We start from the raw sequence: 22,044 nt of genomic DNA, 5'->3' as shown, positions 1-22,044 counted from the left end.
TTGACTGACCAGATAGTCAATAATAAATGACCGGTCAGTGATCTTGTTCGGGACGTGGGCCTAGCCTGGGGGTGTAATGACGCGCGTTCGGATCGCGAAGGCCTTGTTTCTTATGCCGTTTGTTGCCCTCGCGGGGTGCGGCGAACAGAATGTGGGGACCCCCAAAGCTCCGCCTCTCGTGCGGACCCAGGTGGTCGCATTTACGGACTATGCGCCCAACGTGGTGCTGACCGGCGAGATCAAAGCCCGGGTGCAAACCGGCCTCTCCTTCCGGGTGAGCGGGCGGATCAGCGAACGGCTGGTCGATGTTGGCGCCCGTGTTACGCCCGACCAGGTGCTCGCCCGCATCGATCCAAAGGAACAGAACGCCGATGTCGTGTCGGCGGAGGCGACGGTCCAATCCGCGGAAGCGCGCGTGCGCCAGACGGCGACCGCCTTCGAGCGGCAAAAGGCCCTCATCAAGGACGGCTTCACGACACGGCGCGACTACGATCAAGCAGAGGAGGCTTTGCGCACAGCCGAAGGTTCGCTCGAAGCCGCCAATGCTCAGCTCGGCACAGCGCGTGATGCGTTGTCCTACACGGAGCTGCGGGCAGGCGCTGCAGGCGTGATCACTGCGCGCACTGCCGAAGTAGGGCAAGTAGCGCAGGCCGCGCAGACGATGTTCACGCTGGCCCAGGACGGACCACGAGATGCGGTGTTCTACGTCTACGAGGCCATCTTCCTGCAGCAGCTTTCCGCATCCACGATCACGCTCGCCCTGGCGTCTGATCCGTCCATCACTGCCACGGGCGTCGTCCGCGAAGTTTCACCGAGCGTGGACACGAAATCCGGAACCATCCGCGTCAAAATCGAGATCAATGATCCCCCGCCTGGCTTCACGTTGGGCGCGTTGGTATCCGGCGCCGCCAGGATGAAGGCTCGTCAAGTCGTTATCCTCCCTTGGACTGCGCTCTCGACGCTCGCGGGCAAGCCTGCGGTTTGGGTGGTGGATCCCAAGTCGTCCGTCGTCTCTCTCAAAGCGGTCGAAGTGGCGGCCTACCAGACCAAGAACGTCGTGATCGAGAGTGGACTGGAGCCCGGAGAGCGCGTCGTCACTGCAGGCGCCAAAATTCTTCGTCCCAATCAAATCATTGCTCTGGCGCCAGAGGCTGGTTGATGACACATCCCCTTCAATCGCGACGTCCGGCATTCCTGCCTTCAACGACCCGCCTCGTCTCGCCGCTCGCGCTGACACTCCTTCTGCTGACGGGATGTAGCGAGAACCAGAATGAGCCGGCTCCGCCGCCTCGCCCGGTACTCTCGACAGTCGTCTCCGTCGAGCCCCGATCATTGCTCGCCCTCGCCGGGACTATCGAGCCTCGCTACCGGACCGATTTGAGCTTTCGAGTCATCGGACGCATCATCACGCGCGACGTCGATGTGGGCGATCTGGTGCGCAAAGGCCAACGCGTTGCCTCGCTCGATCCGACAGCGCTTGAGCTTGCCGTTCGCAGCCAGCGCGCTGCACTCTCCAATGCACAAGCCCAGCTCACGAACGCATCGGCGACCGAGGACCGCCAGAAGACGCTGCGCGACCGCGCTGTGTCGCCGCCGGCCACGTTCGAAGCAGCCGAGCAAACGCGCATCGCGGCCCAAGCCGAAGTGGTGCGAGCGCAATCCAGCCTGACGAAGGCGCAGGAGCAGCTTGGCTACGCACAGCTTGAGAGCGATTTCGACGGAGTAGTAACGGCCGTCAGTGCCGAGGTCGGTCAGACTGTCTCCGCCGGCCAGACCGTCGTGACCGTGGCGAAGCCCGATGTCCGCGAGGCTGTGATCGATATCCCGGAAAGCCTCAACGGCGAGGTGAAGCCTGGAACAGAGTTCGACGTAGCGCTTCAACTCGATGAGCGCATCCGCATCACTGGAAGCGTTCGCGAGATTGCTCCGGAAGCCGACAGCGTGACCCGCTCCCGGCGCGTGCGCATTAAGCTCGACAATCCCCCGGATACGTTCCGGCTCGGTACGATGGTGACCGCGGCGATCAGGAGCGGGAAGAACGCACCGAGTGCCGTGCAATTGCCACTCTCGGCACTTCTCGAGCGGGACGGGAAATCCATGGTCTTCGTCATCGACGAGGTGACCAGCATCATCTCGGAGCGGCAAGTGAGCATCGCTTCGAGAGACGAGCACTCGATCACTCTGTCCGCAGGCCTTGGACCCGGGACTCGCGTCGTGAGCGCCGGCGTCAACAGTCTGTCGCCTGGTCAGAAGGTCAAAATCGAGAACGGAGCGTCAGGCTCATGAAGTCGTTCAATTTATCCGAGTGGGCGCTCGCGCACCGCTCGTTCGTCACCTATTTCATGATCGTGTTCTCATTGGCGGGGCTGTTCTCCTACCTGAACCTGGGGCGGGAGGAAGATCCCGCCTTCACCATCAAGACGATGATCATCCAGGCGCAGTGGCCGGGAGCCTCCGTCGAGGAAACGACGCAGCAGGTCACGGACCGCATCGAGAAGAAGCTCGAGGAGCTCGAGTCTCTCGACTACACCCGGTCGATCACGACTCCGGGTCAGACCACTATCTTTCTCAATCTGCGGGATACCACCAAGGCCGCCGACGTCACGCCGACGTGGGTGCAAGTCCGCAACCTGATCTCCGACATCAAGGGCGAGTTTCCACAAGGCGTCGTGGGTCCCTTTTTCAACGACCGTTTCGGAGACGTGTACGGCAACATCTTCGCGTTCACTGCTGACGGCATTAGCCAGCGGCAATTACGGGACTACGTGGAGCAGGTTCGCGCCAAAGTTCTAATGGTGTCCAATGTCGGCAAGGTCGACATCGTCGGCGCGCAGGATGAGGTGGTCTATCTCGAATTCTCGCCGCGCAAGACCGCGGCCTATGGCATTAGCCGCCAGGAGGTTCTGTCGGCCCTGCAAGCCCAGAATGCGATTACGCCTTCAGGCGTGATCGAGACGGGAGCCGAGCGCATCAGTGTTCGCGTCAGTGGACAGTTCGCCTCGGAGCAGAGCCTTGATGCCATCAACTTGAGGATCAACGACCGCTTCTTCCGGTTGAGCGACGTCGCGACCATCAAGCGCGGCTACGCTGATCCGCCCACAGCCTTGTTTCGCTACAACGGCCAACCGGCGATCGGCCTTGCCATCGGCATGAAGCCCAAAGCCAACCTGCTGCAGTTCGGTGAGGCTCTGCACAAGGAGATGGCCAAGATTGCTGGCGAGCTTCCAGTCGGTGTCGGTGTCCATCTCGTGTCGGACCAGCCGCTAATCGTCGATGAATCCGTAAAGGGGTTTACTAAAGCTCTGTTCGAAGCGGTGGTGATCGTTCTCATCGTCAGCTTTCTCTCCCTCGGCATGCGCGCAGGTCTCGTTGTCGCTCTCTCGATCCCGCTCGTTCTCGCGATCACCTTCGTGGCGATGGAGTACCTTGGCATTACCCTGCAGCGCATCTCACTTGGCGCGCTCATCATCGCACTCGGGCTGCTCGTCGACGACGCCATGATTGCCGTCGAGATGATGGTGTCGCGTCTCGAATTGGGCGATCCCCTCAAGAAGGCTGCGAGCTACGTCTACACATCGACGGCGTTTCCTATGCTCACGGGCACGCTTGTCACGGTCGCAGGCTTCATCCCGATCGGACTCAACGGCAGCGCGGCTGGCGAATTCACATTCACGCTATTCGTCGTCTTGGCGGTGTCGCTGCTGGTGTCGTGGATCGTAGCGGTGCTGTTCACGCCTCTGCTCGGCGTGTGGCTGTTGCCCGAGGCCATGAAAAAGCATCACGACAAGCCGAGCTTACCATTCTCGCTTTTTTCATCGCTGCTCCGGTTCTGCATGCGGCAGCGCTGGCTCACCATTGCTGTAACATTGGCCATGTTCGCCCTTTCCGTCGTTGGCATGACATTCGTGCAGCAGCAGTTCTTCCCATCCTCCGACCGCAATGAGCTGATCGTCGACTGGAACCTGCCGCAAAACAGCTCCATCAATGAGACCGCAGCTCAGATGGCGCGTTTTGAGAAGGAGGCGCTCGCAGGTGATGCCGATGTGGACCACTGGTCGTCCTACGTCGGACAGGGTGCGATGCGCTTCGTCCTGTCGTTCGACGTGCAGCCGGCGCATCCCTCCTTCGGGCAAACGATCATCGTCACGAAGAACCTGGAGGCTCGCGACCGCCTCAAGGCCAAGCTCGAGGCCTATCTGAAGCGGGAGTTCGTCGGCACGGACGCGTTCGTCAAGTTGCTCGACATCGGGCCGCCCGTCGGCCGTCCGATTCAATACCGGCTGAGCGGGCCTGACATTGCAATCGTCAGGGCTCTTTCGCAGGAGCTTGCTACGATCGTGGGAGCCGATGCCCGCGTGGGCGATGTCACCTACGACTGGAATGAGCCGGCCCGCGTGATCAAGGTCGATGTGCAGCAGGACAAGGCACGCCTTCTCGGCATCACGTCCGAAGACATCGCAACGACGCTCAACGGCGTCGTTGGCGGGGCGTCCATCACGCAGATCCGCGACAGCATTTATCTCGTCGACGTGGTGGGCCGCGCTCAGGGTTCCGAGCGGGGTTCGATCGAAACGTTCCAGAATCTGCAGCTTTCAAGCTCTAACGGGCAGCCTGTCCCGCTCGCAGCGGTTGCGACCTTCCGCTATGAATTGGAACAGCCCGTGGTGTGGCGGCGCGTGCGACTGCCGACCATTACGCTCAAGGCTGGCATCCTGGATGCTACCCAGCCAGCAACGATCGTCTCTGCGCTCGCGCCGGGGATCGAAAAGTTCAAAGACAAGCTGCCTGCAGGCTACGCCGTGGTGACGGGCGGCGCGGTCGAAGAGAGCGCCAAGGGCCAAGGGCCCATCACTGCCGTCGTTCCAATGATGCTCTTCGTGATGGCAACGATCCTGATGGTGCAGCTGCAGAGCTTCCAGCGTCTGTTTCTCGTGGTGGCGGTCGCGCCGCTCGGTCTCATCGGCGTGGTCGGCGCGCTGCTGCCCAGCGGAGCGCCGCTCGGCTTCGTCGCCATCCTCGGCGTGCTGGCGCTGATCGGTATTCTGATCCGCAACTCCGTGATCCTCATCGTGCAGATCGAGGATCTGCTCAAGGAGGGTCGCGCGCCATGGGATGCGGTCGTCGAAGCGACGGAGCATCGCACGCGCCCGATCATGCTGACGGCGGCGGCCGCGAGCTTGGCACTGATTCCCATTTCCTCTGAAGTGTTCTGGGGCCCAATGGCGTTCGCCATGATGGGCGGCATCATCGTCGGCACCGTGTTGACACTTCTATTCCTGCCCGCTCTCTACGTCGCGTTGTTTCGCATCAAGGAGCCCAAAGGCGCTAGTGGAGTGGAAGTCTCCAACCCTACTGAGGCACGTCCGCTTGACGTACCGACGTAGCCGCGCACGCGCCTAGCACCGGATCGAAGTCCCGCCGTTTCGGTCCCTCGGTCCACCCTCTGCGTATTGCTGGTCGTTTTTTCGAATTTTTCGTGAGCTATGCGCTGCAAGCATGGGGGCAGAACTTTCGCCGGGCGCAAATGGCTCGCCGGAGCGTAGAAGGCGAAACATCTAAGCTGCGGGCCATCTCAACCAATGCAGGAATTGGTGGTAACGCTCGGCATGTCCCTTCGGCAGCTCGCGGACATCTGTGCCCTACTTTAAGCCCCCTACCCCCGGGGGCCTATTGGAAACGCCTGCGGGCTGGCGAGCACGTCGTCATGTTCCCGAGGGACGGATCGGGATGGCTAATAGATCAATCACCGAGGCATCTGACTTACGGTAGGGAGCGCCCCCGTTTTCAATCATTCACCCGCGAGGTAATTTTCAATCTTATCTATCTCATCTGATGAGAACTGAATCTGCGGCATGTCTTTGTGTCTTGAGCCGATCCCTTCGGATAATTCAAACTCCAGTCGCTCGGAAGAATAGGAACGCAGAACTGTCCAGAGGTTCGGCGCTTTCTTGAGCGGACTCGATGTCCCCGCAGTCAGTGCATGGCATTGGCCACAGTTTTTGCGAAGCAATGCCTCCCCGCTTGCTGCCTCGGTAGCTTCGCTTGGCCCATTATAAAAAAAGAATAGCAATCCCGAGACTGCCGCGTGCCCAGACTGTCGCATGCCATCCTCCGTCAACCAGTGCCACCTAACACGCAAGACGGTCTGACACGACGCGCCAACCTCTATGTGCTGTTATCCTCAGCGCCTAGCACGCAATAACAACTTCCGCTTAGACCCTTGCCTTTGGTATGAAGCCAAGAATTTCGACAAGGTGAAAGACGCCGACCAGAGTTTGCGTGATTGAATGCGCGCGCGGTGATCGCGCCAGAACTCCTTTTCACTTTTTCCGCTATCACCTTGCCTACGACTTGGGCCGGCGCAGAGACATTATGTACGCCGCGACGTCGCTAAGTTCTTTTTTCGTCAGATGAACGTTCGGCATCGGCCCGTGAGAGTTGAGAAGCCAGTTAGATATGTGCTCGGCTGATTGGTCCGGCTTGTTGGCAACGGCGGGAAAGCTTGGCACGTCAGCGTTTACAGCCGAGTTCGGTGCCTCTCCGATCAAGTGGCAATTTGTGCATAGCGCGCGAACAATGACGCGCCCATTTTGGGGATCTGGTTTCTTCGACTTTATTGCGTCGGCTGCTTGGACGGGCTCGCTATCGTTGGGCAGACCATTAGCCAGAGATGTCATTGCACAAGCGGCCGGGATGATCGCGAATAAGCGGGCAGCGTTACGTGCACGCCACTTGGTCGGCCAGATCCATTCGACGATTGATTGAACCGCCATAGGCGTCTCCAGGTCTATTTCTTGAAATCAATTGAACCGTATTGCAGCTCGGGCCATTTGCAATTGACGTGGCGCAATCGGTAGACGCCGCCCGCCGGAAAAATCTTGCCCCAAACCTACTCCAAGCCCCGGATAATAAACTTAGCCGCTGGCCGTCCGCAACTACCGTCGGCGCGAGAAACGCCACCTCGAAGCGATTCAGCAATAACTAGAAGCGACTGCGCCTACAGAAAAACGACGCTTTCGAGATGAGAAGCCACGTCGTTGTTGGGAACCTTCGTCAGGTCCTTGTCGACCTCCGCGATCAACTTCGATGTGACGTCTGCTGCCAAGCACTTGCGGAGATAGCCCAGCATTGTCGGCGGCGCCACGATGACGAGCCTGTCAAAGGCTTTGACCTCGACGTACCGCTGAAGCTGATCTGCAAGTTGCTCGGCGAACTTCACCTCCAAAGATTCGTGCGGATCGCTTCTGGGTTCAATGGCGTGACGCGTGTAGCCGACGGATTCATGAACCCGGCCCGGCTCCGCTCTTCCCAAAAGATGGCTCGGCGGATTATCCAGCCGGGTTTCCGTTCCCGGCACTTCATGAAGGCCATGCCCCTTGCCGATGGCCTCGACCATCCGAGCATGTTCGCCATCGGCGATAAGTATCCAGGTGCGTGTCGGTTTCATGTCCGCAATTCCCTGAAGCTCTGGATTTTTTCGATTTCAACTATCCAGTCCGATGCCGGCAAACGGCAATGGATTGGCCGCGGCCCATTCGATATACATTTTGCGCTCGATCGGAGTGAGCATCTGAGGCAAGACCGGCAGAAGTAGAACTTGTTCCGCCTCAATGTGATCCCGCCTGCGCTCAGCCACAAGCCGCAAAAGATACGACAGCGCATCGCTTGCCGCCTCGCTGGACCGGGCCATGCGAAGCGTGTCGACCACTTCATCGTCGGCGAACTGAATTTCTTTGTGCTGGCGATCGAATAGTGCCGCACTCCGGCATTGCTCTTCTCTCAGCCGACGTTTGAGAAGCGGGTAAATGACTTCCTCTTGGAAGCGGACATGCCCTACCCAAGCTGCGTTAAATATTTCAATGAGGCGTTGAGCAAGATTGTAGTCAGCTGCCTTTGGCAATCCGTCCGCGAGCGCCAACAGTCCCCGGCAAGCTTCGAGTTGTAGCGCGAGGTCAGCAAGAAACCTCGCCCCAGGATGATCCTCGTCGAAGTTTGATGCGGATATTTGCTCGACTACCGGCATAAAGGCTCCCATTTTGGACCCTAATCTGCGTCTCCAGCGACCTTCGGGCTTTGATCGAGATCAGTTTCCACCCGCCTTACGGCAAATATCTTGCTGTGATCACATCCAGCATTGTCGGGTGGATTGCTGATCATCGAGGCAGTAAAGTGCAGACGAGCCAAGCGATAATTTCAAGGTCCTCAATGCTTCAGGCGATTCTGGATTCTGCCGTTTCCGCCATCTTGGCCATTGACGATGCCGGCCGCATCCGAAGCGTCAATCCGGCGACGGAAGCGATGTTTGGGTACCGCGCCGATGAGATGCTGAACCAAAACATTAAAATGCTCATGCCCGAACCCTATCGCACGGAGCATGACGACTATATCAGCCGGCATGTCAAAACAGGCGAGAAGCGCATCATCGGCATCGGCCGCGAAGTCAAAGGCCAACGGAAAAATGGCAGCATTTTCCCGATCCATTTGGCCGTTAGTGAGTTCTTGGTCGACGGCCAGCGCTTCTTCTCCGGCATCATCAACGATCTCAGCGACCGCGCTGAGTTGCGGGATGAGGTGGATCGTCAGTCACGCCTATTCGAGACCGTTTTCCAACACGCCCCCGAAGCTCTCGTCATCTCGTCGCCGGACGGAAAAATCCTTCTCTTCAACCCCGCAGCCACGAAAATATTCGGGTACGATTTGGCCGAAGCCACCGGTATGGAATGGGCAAACTTGTTCGGAGATGCCGATAGCCTGCCCCAGATCGAATTCAATATTTCTCGATCGATCGAGCGAGCACCAGACCTCAATCTCTCCGTCATGCTACGTCGTAAGGACGGCAGCACATTTCCCGCCGAAGGAAACATAACTCAGGTTGTCGATCAGCATGCGAAGCCGACTGTCCGGGTGAGCGTATTCCGCGACGTCACGGAAAGGCTCAAAAACAAAGAAGCGGCAGTCAAATCGCAGCGTCTCGAAGCCATCGGACAGCTCACCGGCGGCATCGCCCACGACTTCAACAATCTGCTCACGATCATTTCAGGCAACCTCGAGCTTCTCGAAGAGCAGCCTTTGAGCGAGCAAGATCGCGATCTTCTTGACCGAGCAGCACGAGCGGCGGATTCTGGCGCTCGGCTTACCAAGCGTCTGCTGACCTTCGCGGGCCGGCGCCATCTCGCACCCGCGGTCATCAACTTGAATGACCAAGTGCGCGCCATGACGGAACTGCTCCGTCGGACGCTGGGCGATATGATCGAGCTCCGCACCAACCTCGCCTCGCCTTTGTGGCTGGTCCGAGCCGACGCCGGTGAAGTCGAAGCGGCCGTGTTGAACCTTGCCATCAACGCACGCGACGCGATGCCCGAAGGCGGCACGTTGGCTGTTCGGACCGATAATATCGTGCTGGAGGAAGGCGAGACAGGCCTCGAGGATGCCCTCAGAGCTGGAGATTATGTGCGCATTTCCGTTTCCGACAACGGTATCGGAATGAGCAAAGAGATTTTGACCCGCGTGTTCGAGCCTTTTTTCACGACCAAGTCTACAGGACGCGGCACAGGGCTTGGCCTCAGTACGATCTATGGTTTCATCAAGCAGTCTAACGGCAACATCACGGTTTACAGCGAGCCAGGCGTTGGAACGACCGTCAATCTGTACTTGCCGCGTTGCGACGAAGCGGCCCCGGTGCACGATGGAGGCTTCATTCCCACCGCCGAACCGCATGCGAATGGCGAGCGCATCCTTGTCGTTGAGGACAACCGCGATGTTCGCCAGCTGACCGTAAACCGGCTCAAAAGGCTCGGTTATGATACGGTCGAGTGCGTGAGCGGTGCCGAGGCTAGGGCCGCGCTCGAAAGCGGACAAGAGGTCAGCGCAGTATTCACAGATATCATGATGCCGGGCGGCATGACCGGTGTTGAGTTGGCTACCTGGATCTCGGCCAACCTGCCGGATCTACCCGTCCTTTTGACGACGGGCTTTGCTGATGAAGCTGTCGGCAAAGGCGGATCCGACACCTTATGGCCAATTCTACGCAAGCCATACACGCAGAAGCAGCTCGCCTGCATGTTGCGCGCAACGATCGATGAGCAGGCCGCCCGCCAAGCGCCGCTGCGTGACTGACGGCCTAAACAGTCCGGCGCACGTCGCTCGCGAACATATACCCGACGCCGCGGATCGATTTGATGTGCTCGGTATCCGTCTCGTCCTCGATTTTCCGGCGCAACCGGCTGACGAGTGCATCGATCGAGCGATCGAGCGGCGAGTAATCGTGACCCTTGAGGAGATCCATAATTTCGTCTCGCGACAGGACCCGATGCGCATGCCTGACGAAGAGCTCGAGCAAATTGAATTCGGCCGTGGTCAGCTCGCGGCGCTCGTTCAGTTGCCCCTTGAGTTCACGGCTCGTTATGTCGAGCGTCCAATGGCCGAAACGGAAAACCTCATGCCCGGAAACCGGCTGAGCGACAGACGCTTTGCCCCCCTCCTTCCGCCTCAACACGGCGCGCACGCGCGCCAGAACCTCTCGCGGACTGAAGGGCTTCGCGATGTAATCATCTGCGCCAACTTCCAATCCGACGATGCGATCGACCGTATCTCCCTTGCCTGAAAGCATCACAATCGGCACGTCACAGGAGGCGCGAATCTCTCGCGCGAGACTAAGGCCATCATCACGGCCGAGGGTCAGGTCCAATGTTATGAGGCTAATGGTACCCCGCTCCAGGGCGGCACGAGCGTTCTTGGCATCAGGCGCTTCAATGACGTCGTAACCTTCCCGCTCGAAGCAGGTCTTGAGCAAGCTCCGGATCTCGGGATCATCATCGACAACGAGTATTTGTGTCACAACGCGGCGGTTCCCAAACGTCAGGCGGTTACAATCTATTACAATTGATTACACAGAGCGCAAATGCCCGGCACGTTCATCCTGTCTTATGCCCCAAACGGATGAGGGCAGAAGGATACACAGGACATGTTCAGCGCGCCACAAACCGAGCAGGCCACGGGCTTCAAGGTCCAGCGGGGAGACGGCTTCCATTCCGGGACTGTCCGGCGCATTGAAGCGAAGGAACATGTCTTTTGCGAAGGAGACCCTAGGACACATGTATATCGCATCGAAGATGGTGTGATTGCACTGTCAAAGGTCCTCAGCGACGGGCGGCGACAGATTATCGACTTTGCCTATCCCGGCGATTACATCGGCCTCGGGATGTTCGGCGACCACGTTTTCGACGCGCAGGCCACATGCGCCTCCAAGGTCAAGTGTCTGCCGACATCACAATTGGAACATGATGCAGCGCGAGATCCTGCCCTCGCCTTACGGCTCTATAACGCTGTTTCAGCGGAACTGTCAGCCGCCCGCCGGCTGCTAGTTAGCGTCGGCCAAGGTACGGCAATGGAACGAATTGCTTCATTTCTCATCGAATTGAAGGGCCGCGGCGGCCATTTAGAAGACGATATTATTAACCTGCCAATGCGCCGGTCCGATATTGCTGATCTGCTTGGCTTGACCATCGAGACGGTCAGCCGGACGCTGACGAAACTCAGGATGATGCGTATCATCCAGATTGAGAATGGAAATGACGTTCGCATTCTTGATCCCGATCGCCTGCAGGAGTTGGCAGGCTGACGGCTGTTGGTTCGCATCGTTACCTGGCTAATCATGAGCTGGAGGTTTCGCCATGCAATATCGAACGATCTTGCTGCACCTGAACGACGAAAAGCGCGTCGGACACCTCATAAAAACAGCCACCACTTTATCGAGAAGTGGCGGGGCCCATGTCATCGGCCTTTACGTGATGCCGTCGGCTATTCCTCCGCCTGATCTCGTGGGCCCGTTTGCAGTGACGTTGATGGAAGATCAACTTGCCAGCTATCGAGAGCAAGGACATCGCATCAAGCTTGTTTTTGATGCCAAGATCAGCGAAGCGAGCAACATCACGCATGAATGGCGGATAGACGATTCAAGGTTCGATGCTGACGTTGCAGATGCCGTTATCAATCATGCACGCACGGCCGATTTGGTCATCGTCAGTCAGGCTGGTCAAAACCCATGGATCGACGACGTCCCGGAACGCGTCGCGCTTGAAAGCGGCCGGCCCGTTTTGGTCCTTCCGCAGGAAGGAGATTTTGACCAAATAGGTAAAGACGTCGCCATCGCCTGGAAGCCGACAAAAGAAGCCACGCGCGCCGTGTTCGATGCATTGCCCATTCTGAAAGGCGCTCGGCGCGTTCGCATTTTGACCGTAAATGAGAACGGGGTCTCTCCGCCTGACGGCAGCAACCGAACATCAAGCGACGAACTCGCTTCCTCGCTTCTGCGCCACGGCGTTCATGCTGAGACCGAAACGGTTAGCCAGGATGATCTGTCCGTCGCCAATCGGCTTCTGGTGCATACGCGACGTACGTATCAAGACCTCATCGTCATGGGCGTTTACGGTCATTCGAGATTCCGAGAATTTATTTTGGGCGGCGTCTCACGAGACGTACTACAACACACGAAGGTGCCGGTCCTACTTGCCCATTAGCGCATCTGCGAGCACTTATAAAATTCGACGCGACCAGTTATTGTTCCGGCTTTGGCATGTCATTCGACGGGGTGAAAGCATGGCTGGTAAAATCTTTGACGGGACAAAAGTACCTTACGTGCTTGCGATAACTGTGGCGCTCCTCACGTCAGTAGAGTCTCGCGCGGAGGAACTTGGCGACCCGAAAATAGGGCGCACGTTCGCGTTGAATCACTGTTCCGAATGCCACGCCGTCAACGAAAATGAGGTGGTATCGCCGAATGCCGGTGCACCCAGTTTTACAAGCGTCGCCAGCACATCGGGAATGACCGGCTTGGCGCTTTCCGCGTGGCTCGATACATCCCACCCCACAATGCCGAACCTCGTGCTTTCAAAGCAAGACCGCGATGACGTAATCGCCTATATTATCAGTCTGAAGCGGAAAACACCGCAGTGATGCGCTGATGCGCGCTGCGGCCGGGAAAACTCTTGCCCGATATATGCCACCCACGAAGCCCGCCACAAAAGTGTTTGCCGGTCTTTCGTAAATCTACGCGCTGAACCGGGACGTCTTGCTGGCCGGGCGCAAGATGTGTCCTGCGATTGAGGCAAATCAAGGCAATAGTGCCATTGCCGAGCCATGCTCGGGCATTGCTTTTGAGAATAAGGAGTATTGAGATGAGTAGCCAAAGCATTTTGCATGCATATTTGGATTGGACTAAGGAACGGCTCGACGAGATTGATGCAACGTTGGCCTCCTTCGAACATGGTGCGTCTAAGCTCCAGGCCGACGCCCGAACGAATGCAGAAAAGTCCATCGCCGACATGCGCGCGGCACGAGATGACTTCTTTAAGGCGATCAGGGAGCATGGGCAGGCGAGCGAAGCTGTCATCGCGCATTCGAAGACGGAACTACAGACGCAATGGGCTAAGTTCGAATCGAGCGTATCGTCATTTCTTAACGCGACAGATCAACAGGCCAAGGAGCAAGAGGCGGCATTTCGGGCCCGCGCTGATGCACAACGCAAGGCCTGGAAGGAAGCGATTGATAAGCTGCACAGCAGCGCAAAGAACTTCGCTGACAATCGCCGCGAAGAAGTTGAAACAGCGGTGAAGCATATGAAGGTCGATGCCGACGCAGCAAGAGCCAAGCTGGAAAAATTGAGAAAAAGTGGAAGCGAATCCTGGGCGGCAATGCAATCAGCTCTCACCGAGACGCGCGCTGCCTGGGACAAGGCTAATCAGGCTGTTCACGAGTCCCTTAAACGCGCTGCATGACCGAATTGCGGGCCGAACCGATCCTCCGGCCCGCGCGCACTACGGGTGCGCGCGTGATTTGGTGAAACCTGCGTGGGCAGCGATGCAAAAGCTGACATTGCACGCGTTAGGCAAAGCCCTCCGACTTCGCACCGAAGGGCGCGCAACGATTTACGGCGCCAAGCCGGGGGAAGGCTTGGCGCCGCCTAATCTTGGGTTGATTGCCTCTGATATCTCGAAGGCATCGGCTCATTTCAGGGGGGAGAAGTTGAGCCTCCCAATCATCAGCCCGATGATGGATAGTCGGACCGTTCTTTTTCGTGTAGACCCGAGCGAGATGGACTTCTTTTATTCCGATCAATCGGTCGTGTGAATTGCTTCTCGCAATGAACGAGAGCAGCCCAATCGGGAACTCTATTCGGCTTCGCGGAAGGCAACGCAGCTGAGAGGATGCCGAGTTCGTTAGTGATTGCCGGCGTTCGTTGGCTCCAATGCAAATTCGGTAGGCATAAAACGCCTGTAATACTGATCATCCGCGCAAGATTTTGATTTCGGTGGCGTCATGCCCAAGATGACAACGATAAATCCAAAAATGTCTGTATCGGATGAAAAACGGCGCCAGTTTGTTGAGACGCAAATCGAAGGCCGAGGGGTTCGTGACTCTCTTGTCCTAGATGCGATGCGAACAGTGCGGCGTGAAATGTTCGTTCCACACGAATTCGCAGCCGAGGCCTATGATGATGCGCCCCTGCCGATCGGTTCCAGTCAAACAATTTCCCAGCCCTACATTGTCGCCTTCATGATCGAAGCGTTAGGTCTGCGCGGTGGCGAGAAGGTCTTAGAGATCGGCGCGGGCTCGGGCTATGCCGCGGCGGTCTTGGCGCAAATTGCGAGCGAGGTTTTCACGATCGAAAGCATCGGCGAACTGGCGTCGCGAGCCAACCAGAATCTGGCCAACGCCGGCTATGGCCATGTGCATGTGCGGCACGCCGACGGTACGCAAGGCTGGCAGCAGGAAGCGCCATTTGATGCCATTTTGGTCTCTGCAGGGGCGCCCGATGTACCGGCCACGCTTCTCCATCAACTAAAGGTCGGTGGACGAATGGTCGTACCCATTGGAGACAATCTGCGTTCCCAAGAACTGGTGCGCATTACGAGAACGGGCGATGAAGATTTCGAGCAGGAGGACATAGCCGACGTACGGTTTGTGCCGCTGATCGGAAAAGAAGGATGGGAAACCACGGAAGACGAGTGGCAAGTGAAGCCACCGCGAGTCATTCGTGCGCGACCCGCTGTAAGCATCTCGGTGCCGTCCCTGATCGCCAAGAGCGCGGAGGTCTTCACCCAGATTCGAGACGCGAAATTTGAGCCGCTTCTCGATCGTATCGGTAATTCACGCATCGTCCTGATCGGCGAAGCAAGTCACGGCACTTCCGAGTTTTACCGAATGCGGGCGCGCATTACGCAGCGCTTGATCGAAGAGAAGGGATTCAATTTTGTCGCCGCTGAGGCGGACTGGCCCGATGCCGCGCGAATCGATCACTATGCCCGGCATCGGGACGTGCCACCATCGGAATGGACGGCGTTTGCGCGATTCCCGACGTGGATGTGGCGGAACGCAGAAACCCGCAGCTTCGTCGACTGGCTCCATAAGCACAACGCGACGCGGGCATACGAGCAACGAGCCGCTTTCTATGGGCTGGATCTCTACAGTTTGTATAACTCGGTGCGAGTGGTCATTGCTTATCTCGACTCTGTCGATGCAGACCTCGCAGCGATTGCTCGCGAACGTTATGGGTGCCTTAGCCCTTGGGAAGCGGACCCGTCGGCTTACGGTCGTGCGGCACTGACAGGGGCTTATCGAAAGTGCGAACAAGACGTTTCGCATGTCCTTGTAGATTTGCTCGAAAAGCAACAGGCCTACGCGACGAATGACGGCGAGCGCTTCTTCGACGCCGCTCAAAACGCGCGTTTGATCGCGAATGCCGAACGCTACTACCGCACAATGTATTACGGCTCGCGAGCGTCGTGGAACTTGCGCGACAGCCATATGTTTGAAACCCTCAATCAGCTCCTCAACCATCATGGCCCAAATTCCAAGGCTGTCATCTGGGCGCATAATTCCCATATCGGCGATGCCTCCGCGACGGAGATGAGCCGGCGCGGCGAATACAATATCGGGCAACTGTGCAGACGAGATTTTGGCAGCGATTGCTTCAGTATTGGCTTTGGCACAAACGATGGAACGGTTGCTGCTGCCTCGAACTGGGACGGGGCTATGGAGGTCATGAATGTGCGGCCCGCGCACGCGCAAAGCTATGAGCGGCTCTTCCATCTGACGAACGCGCCGGGATTGATGCTTTCGCTTCAGGAAGAGAACGAGCTTCGCGCAAAGTTGATGCGACCGCTCCTCGAACGTGCGATCGGCGTCATCTATCGTCCCGATAGCGAGCTCGCGAGCCACTACTTCGAGGCAATCCTGCCGCTCCAGTTTGACGAATACATATGGATCGACCGAACAAGCGCCGTTAAGCCGCTCGCTAGCATCGAACTAGAGGGAATGCCCGAGACTTATCCGTTTGGCGTCTAGAAGGCGTACGAGCGGACACTGCACGTTTAACCGATGGGTGTGATACGTGATGAAGGCACTTGTCTATAAAGGCCCCGGTCAGAAGGTCGTTGAAGATCGGCCTATCCCTGAAATCAAAGACCCGAATGACGCCATCGTTAAAATTTCCAAGACGACGATTTGCGGAACGGATCTTCACATTCTGAAGGGCGACGTTCCAACGTGCACGCCCGGCCGGATACTTGGTCACGAGGGAACGGGAACGGTCGAGAAGATCGGCGCAGGCGTAACGACCTTCCACCCTCGCGACCGCGTGCTCATCTCGTGCATCTCCGCCTGTGGGCGTTGCGAGTATTGCCGTCGGGGCATGTATTCACACTGCACGACGGGAGGTTGGATTCTCGGCAACAAAATCGACGGTACGCAAGCGGAATACGTGCGGATTCCCCATGCGGACACAAGCCTCTATCGGATACCGGAAGGGGCCGACGAGGAAGCGCTTGTGATGCTCAGCGATATCCTGCCAACCGGATTTGAGTGCGGTGTCCTCAACGGCAAGGTTGAACCAGGCAGCACAGTCGCAATCGTCGGCGCGGGCCCGATTGGACTGGCCGCTCTGCTAACGGCGCAGTTCTATTCGCCGGCCGAAATCATCATGATCGATCCCGATAACAATCGCCTCGAAGTGACTAAGCGCTTTGGGGCAACGGCAACGGTCAACGCGACAGGCGCCGAGGCGGCACAGACCGTCATGAAAATGACCGGCGGGCGTGGCGTCGATACGGCGATCGAGGCCGTTGGTGTGCCGGCTTCATTTCTGACCTGCGAGGATATCGTCGCGCCGGGCGGAACGATCGCCAATATCGGCGTGCACGGTGTCAAAGTCGATCTGCACCTTGAACGCCTGTGGAGTCAAAACATCAGCATTGCCACACGGCTTGTCGATACTGTCACCACGCCGATGCTGCTGAAAATAGTTCAGGCCCATAGAATCGATCCGGCCAAGCTGATCACACATCGCTTCAAGTTCGACAAGATCCTCGATGCCTACGACACCTTCAGCCACGCAGCGGAGACGCGTGCGCTCAAGGTCGTGATCGAAGCGTGACGCAGCGCCTCGCGACCGACGTGGCTTCTGTCGGAAGGTGGACGCTCTTCACGCAGCGCGCGCAAAGAAATGAAATGGCCTTGAGAAAAAACCGGTAAAGGTCGACCGAGCGCGGAGCGTCGGGTCTCGCCAGACCACGCTATTTCTTCTGAATGGATTCCAGGTACTTCAGCAACTGGATGACGGCTACACGAGAGTAATTTCCTCCGCCTTTGCCTCTTCCGCCTTTCTCACTGAAGACCTTGCCCCAAAGCGGCATACGTTGCGGCCCATGGCTGGCGACATCACCGCCGTATCGAATAATCTCTGCAATGCGAGCGGCAGGGAATTGGCCATTGGCGCGCTTGCTGATCTCGGTAAGGTTGGCGGGCGTCACCGTGAGATACTTTGCGGTCGGCCCGTTGCCGACGCCATCAGCCCCGTGACATTGAGAACAATATTCGACGAAAAGCTCGTGTCCCGATGGGACCGGAACAGGCGTCGTTGCGTTCCCCGCCGTGAGAAGAAGTCCCAGCATTGCGGTTCCAGCACCGGCGACGAATGTGAGGGTGCGCATCCATTTTTTTAGGCCGCTCATAATCCCCACCTCGATCACAAACTCAAATCATCGCGTAAAGACGACAGGGGAATTAAGGTCCACCCACATTGACGAAAGTCAAGTTTAAGAATGCGTTGGGAGGCTGCTTCCACCCCTTCCAAGCGTTTGGTGAAACCAGCCTTTGACGAGTTCATTGGTGGAGGGATCCCAACGTGGTTGAGCAAACCCTATTCGCGAGATGACCGGGAGTCTAGGCGGTTTTGCATGTCCAAACAACGAGATCCGTGACAACCTTGACGAATGCTTGATTAAGCGCCGCCGCGGCACTGGCTTCGTCGACGATGTTCGAAGGGATACGAGCCTCAAACAGCCTTGCACCAAGAATGTTGCCATTTTCGCCGATGATCTTTGCCGAAAAAGCGATTTCGGCAGTGGGCGTTTCTGACATCACGACTTGGAAGCTGCGCAAATCTATCAACAGCTGGTAATCGATTTTGAGCCCTTCGGGCTGGCGCCCAAGAACCTTCAGATAGCCGGCATTCTCGAAACTTTGAACCACGCGCGATTGCACGAGCCGGCTCAATGTATCCGGCCATTTTGCCTGGAACGCTGTGGAATGGTCGCCGGACGGCGTTACGACGGCAACCTGATCGTTGAAGACGCTGCCGACCACGTCCGGTTCAGGAACGACCAGCTGACCTTGCGGAATTTTAGCCAGCGGCGGAAACGCCTCCGCGGCTTTGAGATCAAAAACATGAGCTGCGGCTTTCTGCGCTCCTCCGCCGGTCATTCGTTCGAGCCCTGAGAGTATTCCGTCAACACGATCCGAATTGCGGGCAAGCGCAGCGGAGAAGGTATTGATATTTGTAATGAGCGAACGCAACGGCTCGGCGTTATCGGTTACCACCGTGTCGATGTGGCGAAGAACGCTTCGCGCTGAGTCCGTCATGTTTTGACCAGCATCCGGGTCGGCGGTAAGAAGCGGCGGCTGATTATCGGTCGATGTCACGGGCGGCGCGTTCGCCGCTCCACCGTCTAATGAGAGAACCGGTGAACCCGTGAGCCCCTGAAATGCAATTGCCACCTTCGTGTCGGCACGAACTGGCGTATCGCGGTCGATGGACATAACCGCCGTCACCTGCTTTGGATTTTCTGGGTTCAATTGTAGTGCAACGACTTCACCGACGCGAATGCCGTTGAACTGCACACCAGAGCCCTTCAGAAGCCCGGACACGGTATTTTCAAATCGCACGCGGTAGAGTGTTTGCTTCGTCAGGCCGCCGGCGTGGTTCAGCCAGTAGACAAATGCGAAAGCCGCCACGACAGCGGAGAGCGTAAAAAACCCGATCAACGTATAGCGGGCGCGAATTTCCATCCAGGTTCCCTCAAACAGCTAATCGTGCGGATCCGTGTTCGAGCAGCCGCCCTCGCTGCCCGCGAAAATAGGACATAACCCAGGGGTGCTCGCTGGAAAGCATTGCGGACATTGGGCCGTCCGCCACGATTTTACCCTCTGCGAGAACGGCGATGCGATCGCATACCGCGTGCAAAGTGTTCAAATCGTGGGTGATCATGAAGACCGTCAGACCGAGCGTCCTTTGGAGCGTCCGGATCAAAGAATCAAACTCGCCGGCCGAAATGGGATCGAGGCCCGAGGTTGGTTCGTCGAGAAAAACCAGTTCCGGATCGAGTGCAAGGGCACGGGCCAGCGCCACGCGCTTCGTCATGCCGCCGGAGAGTTCGGAAGGAAACTTATTCTCGTCCTTCCTGGATATCCCGACCATGGCGAGCTTCGTCGCCGCTAACTCTTCAAGCATGTTTTCCGGTAGACGCAGGAATTCGCGCATCGCAAATTGTACATTCTGAATAACAGTCAGCGATGAGAACAACGCGCCGTTCTGAAATAGAACGCCCCAGCGTCGCTGGAACTGGCGACGAGCCTCGTCATCGAGAACATCCAAGTTTTGCCCGAGAACCTCGATCGTACCGGAGCGCTTCGGCAGCAGTCCGATGATCGTTCGCAAAAGAACAGATTTACCGCTTCCTGATCCACCTACGAGACCGAGAATCTCACCGCGTCGAACATCCAAAGAAATATGATCGAGCACGATCCGATCGGAGAAGCCGACGACCAAATCTTGGACACGAATTATCGGTTGGACTTCAGCGCTTTGCATGGCTCACATACCGATCGACGCAAAAAAGATTGCGAATAGTCCGTCGAGAACAATGACGAGAAAGATGGAAGTCACGACGGAAGACGTCGTTTGAAGCCCGAGAGATTCAGCGCTCCCTTTGACTTTCAAGCCCTCTGTGCATGCTACAATGCCTATGACGAGCGCCATGAAGGGTGCTTTGATCATTCCCACTTTGAAGTGCGTGATCGAGATGGCTTCTTTCAGCCGCGCGACGAAAATCTCGGGACTCATCCCACCGTACAGCCAGGCAACCAATTCGGCTCCGTAAAGCGCCGACATCGAGCCGAGGAACGTCAGGATCGGTAGAGCGATCACGAGGGCAATCACGCGAGGCAAAATGAGAACGTCTACGGGATTGAACCCCATAGTCCTCAGAGCGTCGATTTCTTCACGCATTTTCATCGACCCGAGTTCGGCCGTGTAGGAGCTTCCCGAACGGCCCGCCACCATGATGGCCACGATGAGCACGCCGATCTCACGGAGGACAAGAATTCCCACCATGTCGACGACGTAGTCGTCCGCGCCGAATTTCCGGAAATGGAAAAAGCCCTGCTGTGCGATGATCGCGCCGATCAGAAACGTGATCAGAAGGATGATCGGTACGGCCTGCCAGGCGACCCGATCGAGATGGTGTACCGTAGACGTAAGCCGGAATTCCGAGGGCCTTAGCAGCGCTCGCAGCGCCGCGACGGAGACCGCGCCAAGCATATTGATGAGCAACAAAAAATCTTGCCAAGCGCCCGTTAAGGACTCGCCGACTGCCGCCACCCCCGAATATCCCAAACGGGCATTTGGATGCACACGATCGGCTTCTTCGCTCGATTTTTGCACGGCATCGAACAAGACGGAGAATTGGCTTGGAAGGCCGACAATTGTCACTTCGCGGCCCCGCGATTTCAACTCGCGAGCTAAACGCGCAAGTTGCCACGCGCCGAAAGTGTCGAAGGCACGGACACCGCTCATGTCTATCGACGTCGCATTTGGCTGATCTGCCGCAGCCAACAACGAGCTGACGATCTGATCGAGCGCCTTCGCACGCGCGGCGGTCCATTCGTTCGCTGCGGTGATCAGCGACGAATTCGCGTCTCTATCGACCGTCAGCAGGGACGTGGAATCTGCGCTCAAGATACAGGTTCTGCCGGCAGAGATTGCTCCTTGTCGTCAGGCGAATAGATGACCAGTCCAGAGATCGGATCAACCCATGCGAGGTGGTTTCGAACCTCTTTGACGCCCGGAACATTTTCCGCGGCCACCACGGCAGCCTCATCCTGCTGATAGGCGGTGAATGAGCCCCAGAGGTCGACGATTCCGTCCTTCACAGTGGGGGTGATGAACTCGATAGCCATCCACGGAAGCTTGCGCAGTTCCGTACGCACATTCTCGCGGATGATCGCATCATCCGCGCGGACGGCACTCATGCCACGAACAAAGCTTGCCAGCGCCTGCACGACATTGGCCCGGCTTACAATGCCGACGACGGCGCCGTCCGTTACGACTGGCAGGCGCTTGATCTGATGCTTCTCCATGAGATGAACGATCTCATCGATATCTGTATCTTCGTTGATTGTGATCGGATCTCGCGTCATTACGTCGGCGACCTTGCGGCCATGAGAATGAATGTACTCTCCAGCAAGCGTTGCCGGCGCCGCTAGAAACGAGCGCCAGCCCGATCTCTTGGTCTCGGTGCCGGTCTCAGCACGGCGCAGGCAATCGCCCTCTGTGACGAGGCCAACCAGCTGCCCGCTGGCGTTGATCACGGGCAAACCGCTGACGCGGAACTTCTGCATCGTCTCCGCCATTTCCATGATCGAACTATCTGGCGTGATCGACACCACGTTTTTGGTCATGATATCCCGCGCTTTCATGGTTCTACTCCT

At 57.6% G+C, this 22,044-nt stretch carries 19 protein-coding genes; 10 read left to right on the top strand and 9 right to left on the bottom strand.

Annotated elements, in window-relative coordinates:
• The first annotated feature begins 76 nt into the window (after nt 1-76).
• The 3 genes from G359_RS05950 to G359_RS05940 are packed head-to-tail and all read left to right on the top strand — an operon-like array spanning nt 77 to nt 5,384.
• A complete protein-coding gene (locus G359_RS05950) occupies nt 77-1,159 on the top strand; it encodes an efflux RND transporter periplasmic adaptor subunit (protein WP_045835381.1) in 1,083 nt (360 codons plus the stop codon).
• A complete protein-coding gene (locus G359_RS05945; RefSeq protein ID WP_082072825.1) occupies nt 1,159-2,286 on the top strand; it encodes an efflux RND transporter periplasmic adaptor subunit in 1,128 nt (375 codons plus the stop codon). Before G359_RS05950 ends, G359_RS05945 begins: the two co-directional genes overlap by 1 nt.
• Nucleotides 2,283-5,384: an efflux RND transporter permease subunit gene (locus G359_RS05940; protein WP_045835380.1), complete on the top strand. Its 3,102-nt coding sequence runs from the start codon at nt 2,283-2,285 to the stop codon at nt 5,382-5,384. The genes G359_RS05945 and G359_RS05940 overlap by 4 nt, the downstream gene beginning before the upstream one ends.
• Before the next feature lie 960 nt (nt 5,385-6,344).
• Here G359_RS05940 and G359_RS21105 read toward each other — a convergent pair.
• The 3 genes from G359_RS21105 to G359_RS05925 form a co-directional block, all read right to left on the bottom strand.
• The gene (locus G359_RS21105) at nt 6,345-6,677 is read right to left on the bottom strand and encodes a c-type cytochrome (protein ID WP_371199097.1); all 333 of its coding nucleotides are present in this window, start codon (nt 6,675-6,677) and stop codon (nt 6,345-6,347) included.
• Nucleotides 6,678-6,997: 320 nt separating this feature from the next.
• On the bottom strand, nt 6,998-7,447 hold the full coding sequence (locus G359_RS05930; RefSeq protein WP_045835379.1) for a host attachment protein: 450 nt from the start codon (nt 7,445-7,447) through the stop codon (nt 6,998-7,000).
• Nucleotides 7,448-7,483: 36 nt separating this feature from the next.
• Complete coding sequence (locus G359_RS05925; RefSeq protein WP_210165511.1) at nt 7,484-7,918, bottom strand: hypothetical protein; 435 nt, start codon at nt 7,916-7,918, stop codon at nt 7,484-7,486.
• 287 nt (nt 7,919-8,205) lie between these two features.
• Here G359_RS05925 and G359_RS05920 point away from each other — a divergent pair, with 287 nt between their 5' ends.
• Nucleotides 8,206-10,116 carry a hybrid sensor histidine kinase/response regulator gene (locus G359_RS05920; RefSeq protein WP_045835377.1) on the top strand — a complete coding sequence of 637 codons (1,911 nt, stop codon included), beginning with the start codon at nt 8,206-8,208 and terminating at the stop codon, nt 10,114-10,116.
• Between the two features lie 4 nt (nt 10,117-10,120).
• On the opposite strand, the gene G359_RS05915 is transcribed toward G359_RS05920, so the two are convergent.
• Nucleotides 10,121-10,837, bottom strand: a complete 717-nt coding sequence (locus G359_RS05915; protein ID WP_045835376.1) for a response regulator — start codon at nt 10,835-10,837, stop codon at nt 10,121-10,123.
• 126 nt (nt 10,838-10,963) lie between these two features.
• Between G359_RS05915 and G359_RS05910 the strand changes: the two genes are divergently transcribed.
• The 6 genes from G359_RS05910 (at nt 10,964) to G359_RS05880 (ending at nt 17,431) form a co-directional block, all read left to right on the top strand.
• Entirely contained in the window at nt 10,964-11,620 is a 657-nt protein-coding gene (locus G359_RS05910; protein WP_045835375.1) for a Crp/Fnr family transcriptional regulator, read from the top strand.
• Between the two features lie 52 nt (nt 11,621-11,672).
• The gene (locus G359_RS05905) at nt 11,673-12,518 is read left to right on the top strand and encodes a universal stress protein (protein WP_045835374.1); all 846 of its coding nucleotides are present in this window, start codon (nt 11,673-11,675) and stop codon (nt 12,516-12,518) included.
• Nucleotides 12,519-12,597: 79 nt separating this feature from the next.
• Entirely contained in the window at nt 12,598-12,954 is a 357-nt protein-coding gene (locus G359_RS05900) for a c-type cytochrome (protein WP_052699207.1), read from the top strand.
• A gap of 221 nt (nt 12,955-13,175) precedes the next feature.
• Nucleotides 13,176-13,775, top strand: a complete 600-nt coding sequence (locus tag G359_RS05895) for a sll1863 family stress response protein (RefSeq protein WP_045835373.1) — start codon at nt 13,176-13,178, stop codon at nt 13,773-13,775.
• Between the two features lie 541 nt (nt 13,776-14,316).
• Complete coding sequence (locus tag G359_RS05885; protein ID WP_082072823.1) at nt 14,317-16,344, top strand: protein-L-isoaspartate(D-aspartate) O-methyltransferase; 2,028 nt, start codon at nt 14,317-14,319, stop codon at nt 16,342-16,344.
• Nucleotides 16,345-16,393: 49 nt separating this feature from the next.
• The gene (locus G359_RS05880; protein ID WP_045835371.1) at nt 16,394-17,431 is read left to right on the top strand and encodes a zinc-dependent alcohol dehydrogenase family protein; all 1,038 of its coding nucleotides are present in this window, start codon (nt 16,394-16,396) and stop codon (nt 17,429-17,431) included.
• Nucleotides 17,432-17,570: 139 nt separating this feature from the next.
• On the opposite strand, the gene G359_RS19600 is transcribed toward G359_RS05880, so the two are convergent.
• The 5 genes from G359_RS19600 to G359_RS05855 form a co-directional block, all read right to left on the bottom strand.
• Nucleotides 17,571-18,008 carry a c-type cytochrome gene (locus G359_RS19600; RefSeq protein WP_052699206.1) on the bottom strand — a complete coding sequence of 146 codons (438 nt, stop codon included), beginning with the start codon at nt 18,006-18,008 and terminating at the stop codon, nt 17,571-17,573.
• A gap of 211 nt (nt 18,009-18,219) precedes the next feature.
• Nucleotides 18,220-19,344 carry an ABC-type transport auxiliary lipoprotein family protein gene (locus G359_RS05870; RefSeq protein ID WP_045835370.1) on the bottom strand — a complete coding sequence of 375 codons (1,125 nt, stop codon included), beginning with the start codon at nt 19,342-19,344 and terminating at the stop codon, nt 18,220-18,222.
• 10 nt (nt 19,345-19,354) lie between these two features.
• Entirely contained in the window at nt 19,355-20,146 is a 792-nt protein-coding gene (locus G359_RS05865) for an ABC transporter ATP-binding protein (RefSeq protein WP_045835369.1), read from the bottom strand.
• Nucleotides 20,147-20,149: 3 nt separating this feature from the next.
• The gene (locus G359_RS05860; RefSeq protein ID WP_082072822.1) at nt 20,150-21,292 is read right to left on the bottom strand and encodes an ABC transporter permease; all 1,143 of its coding nucleotides are present in this window, start codon (nt 21,290-21,292) and stop codon (nt 20,150-20,152) included.
• On the bottom strand, nt 21,289-22,032 hold the full coding sequence (locus tag G359_RS05855; RefSeq protein WP_045835368.1) for a CBS domain-containing protein: 744 nt from the start codon (nt 22,030-22,032) through the stop codon (nt 21,289-21,291). The genes G359_RS05860 and G359_RS05855 overlap by 4 nt, the downstream gene beginning before the upstream one ends.
• Between the last annotated feature and the right edge of the window lie 12 nt (nt 22,033-22,044).

The sequence above is a fragment of the Hyphomicrobium sp. 99 genome (assembly GCF_000384335.2).
Taxonomy (GTDB): Bacteria; Pseudomonadota; Alphaproteobacteria; order Rhizobiales; family Hyphomicrobiaceae; genus Hyphomicrobium_B.
Note: the sequence above shows the minus strand (reverse complement) of the source record. Positions and strands in the feature narration are given on the sequence as shown.

Coding starts and splice junctions, on each gene's coding strand:
- G359_RS05920 (WP_045835377.1), top strand. CDS start 8,206: ATGCTTCAGGCGATTCTGGATTCTGCCGTTTCCGCCATCTTGGCCATT.
- G359_RS05880 (WP_045835371.1), top strand. CDS start 16,394: ATGAAGGCACTTGTCTATAAAGGCCCCGGTCAGAAGGTCGTTGAAGAT.
- G359_RS05905 (WP_045835374.1), top strand. CDS start 11,673: ATGCAATATCGAACGATCTTGCTGCACCTGAACGACGAAAAGCGCGTC.
- G359_RS19600 (WP_052699206.1), bottom strand. CDS start 18,008: ATGAGCGGCCTAAAAAAATGGATGCGCACCCTCACATTCGTCGCCGGT.
- G359_RS05865 (WP_045835369.1), bottom strand. CDS start 20,146: ATGCAAAGCGCTGAAGTCCAACCGATAATTCGTGTCCAAGATTTGGTC.
- G359_RS05900 (WP_052699207.1), top strand. CDS start 12,598: ATGGCTGGTAAAATCTTTGACGGGACAAAAGTACCTTACGTGCTTGCG.
- G359_RS05910 (WP_045835375.1), top strand. CDS start 10,964: ATGTTCAGCGCGCCACAAACCGAGCAGGCCACGGGCTTCAAGGTCCAG.
- G359_RS05950 (WP_045835381.1), top strand. CDS start 77: ATGACGCGCGTTCGGATCGCGAAGGCCTTGTTTCTTATGCCGTTTGTT.
- G359_RS05855 (WP_045835368.1), bottom strand. CDS start 22,032: ATGAAAGCGCGGGATATCATGACCAAAAACGTGGTGTCGATCACGCCA.
- G359_RS05945 (WP_082072825.1), top strand. CDS start 1,159: ATGACACATCCCCTTCAATCGCGACGTCCGGCATTCCTGCCTTCAACG.
- G359_RS05940 (WP_045835380.1), top strand. CDS start 2,283: ATGAAGTCGTTCAATTTATCCGAGTGGGCGCTCGCGCACCGCTCGTTC.
- G359_RS05885 (WP_082072823.1), top strand. CDS start 14,317: ATGCCCAAGATGACAACGATAAATCCAAAAATGTCTGTATCGGATGAA.
- G359_RS21105 (WP_371199097.1), bottom strand. CDS start 6,677: ATGACATCTCTGGCTAATGGTCTGCCCAACGATAGCGAGCCCGTCCAA.
- G359_RS05870 (WP_045835370.1), bottom strand. CDS start 19,344: ATGGAAATTCGCGCCCGCTATACGTTGATCGGGTTTTTTACGCTCTCC.
- G359_RS05930 (WP_045835379.1), bottom strand. CDS start 7,447: ATGAAACCGACACGCACCTGGATACTTATCGCCGATGGCGAACATGCT.
- G359_RS05895 (WP_045835373.1), top strand. CDS start 13,176: ATGAGTAGCCAAAGCATTTTGCATGCATATTTGGATTGGACTAAGGAA.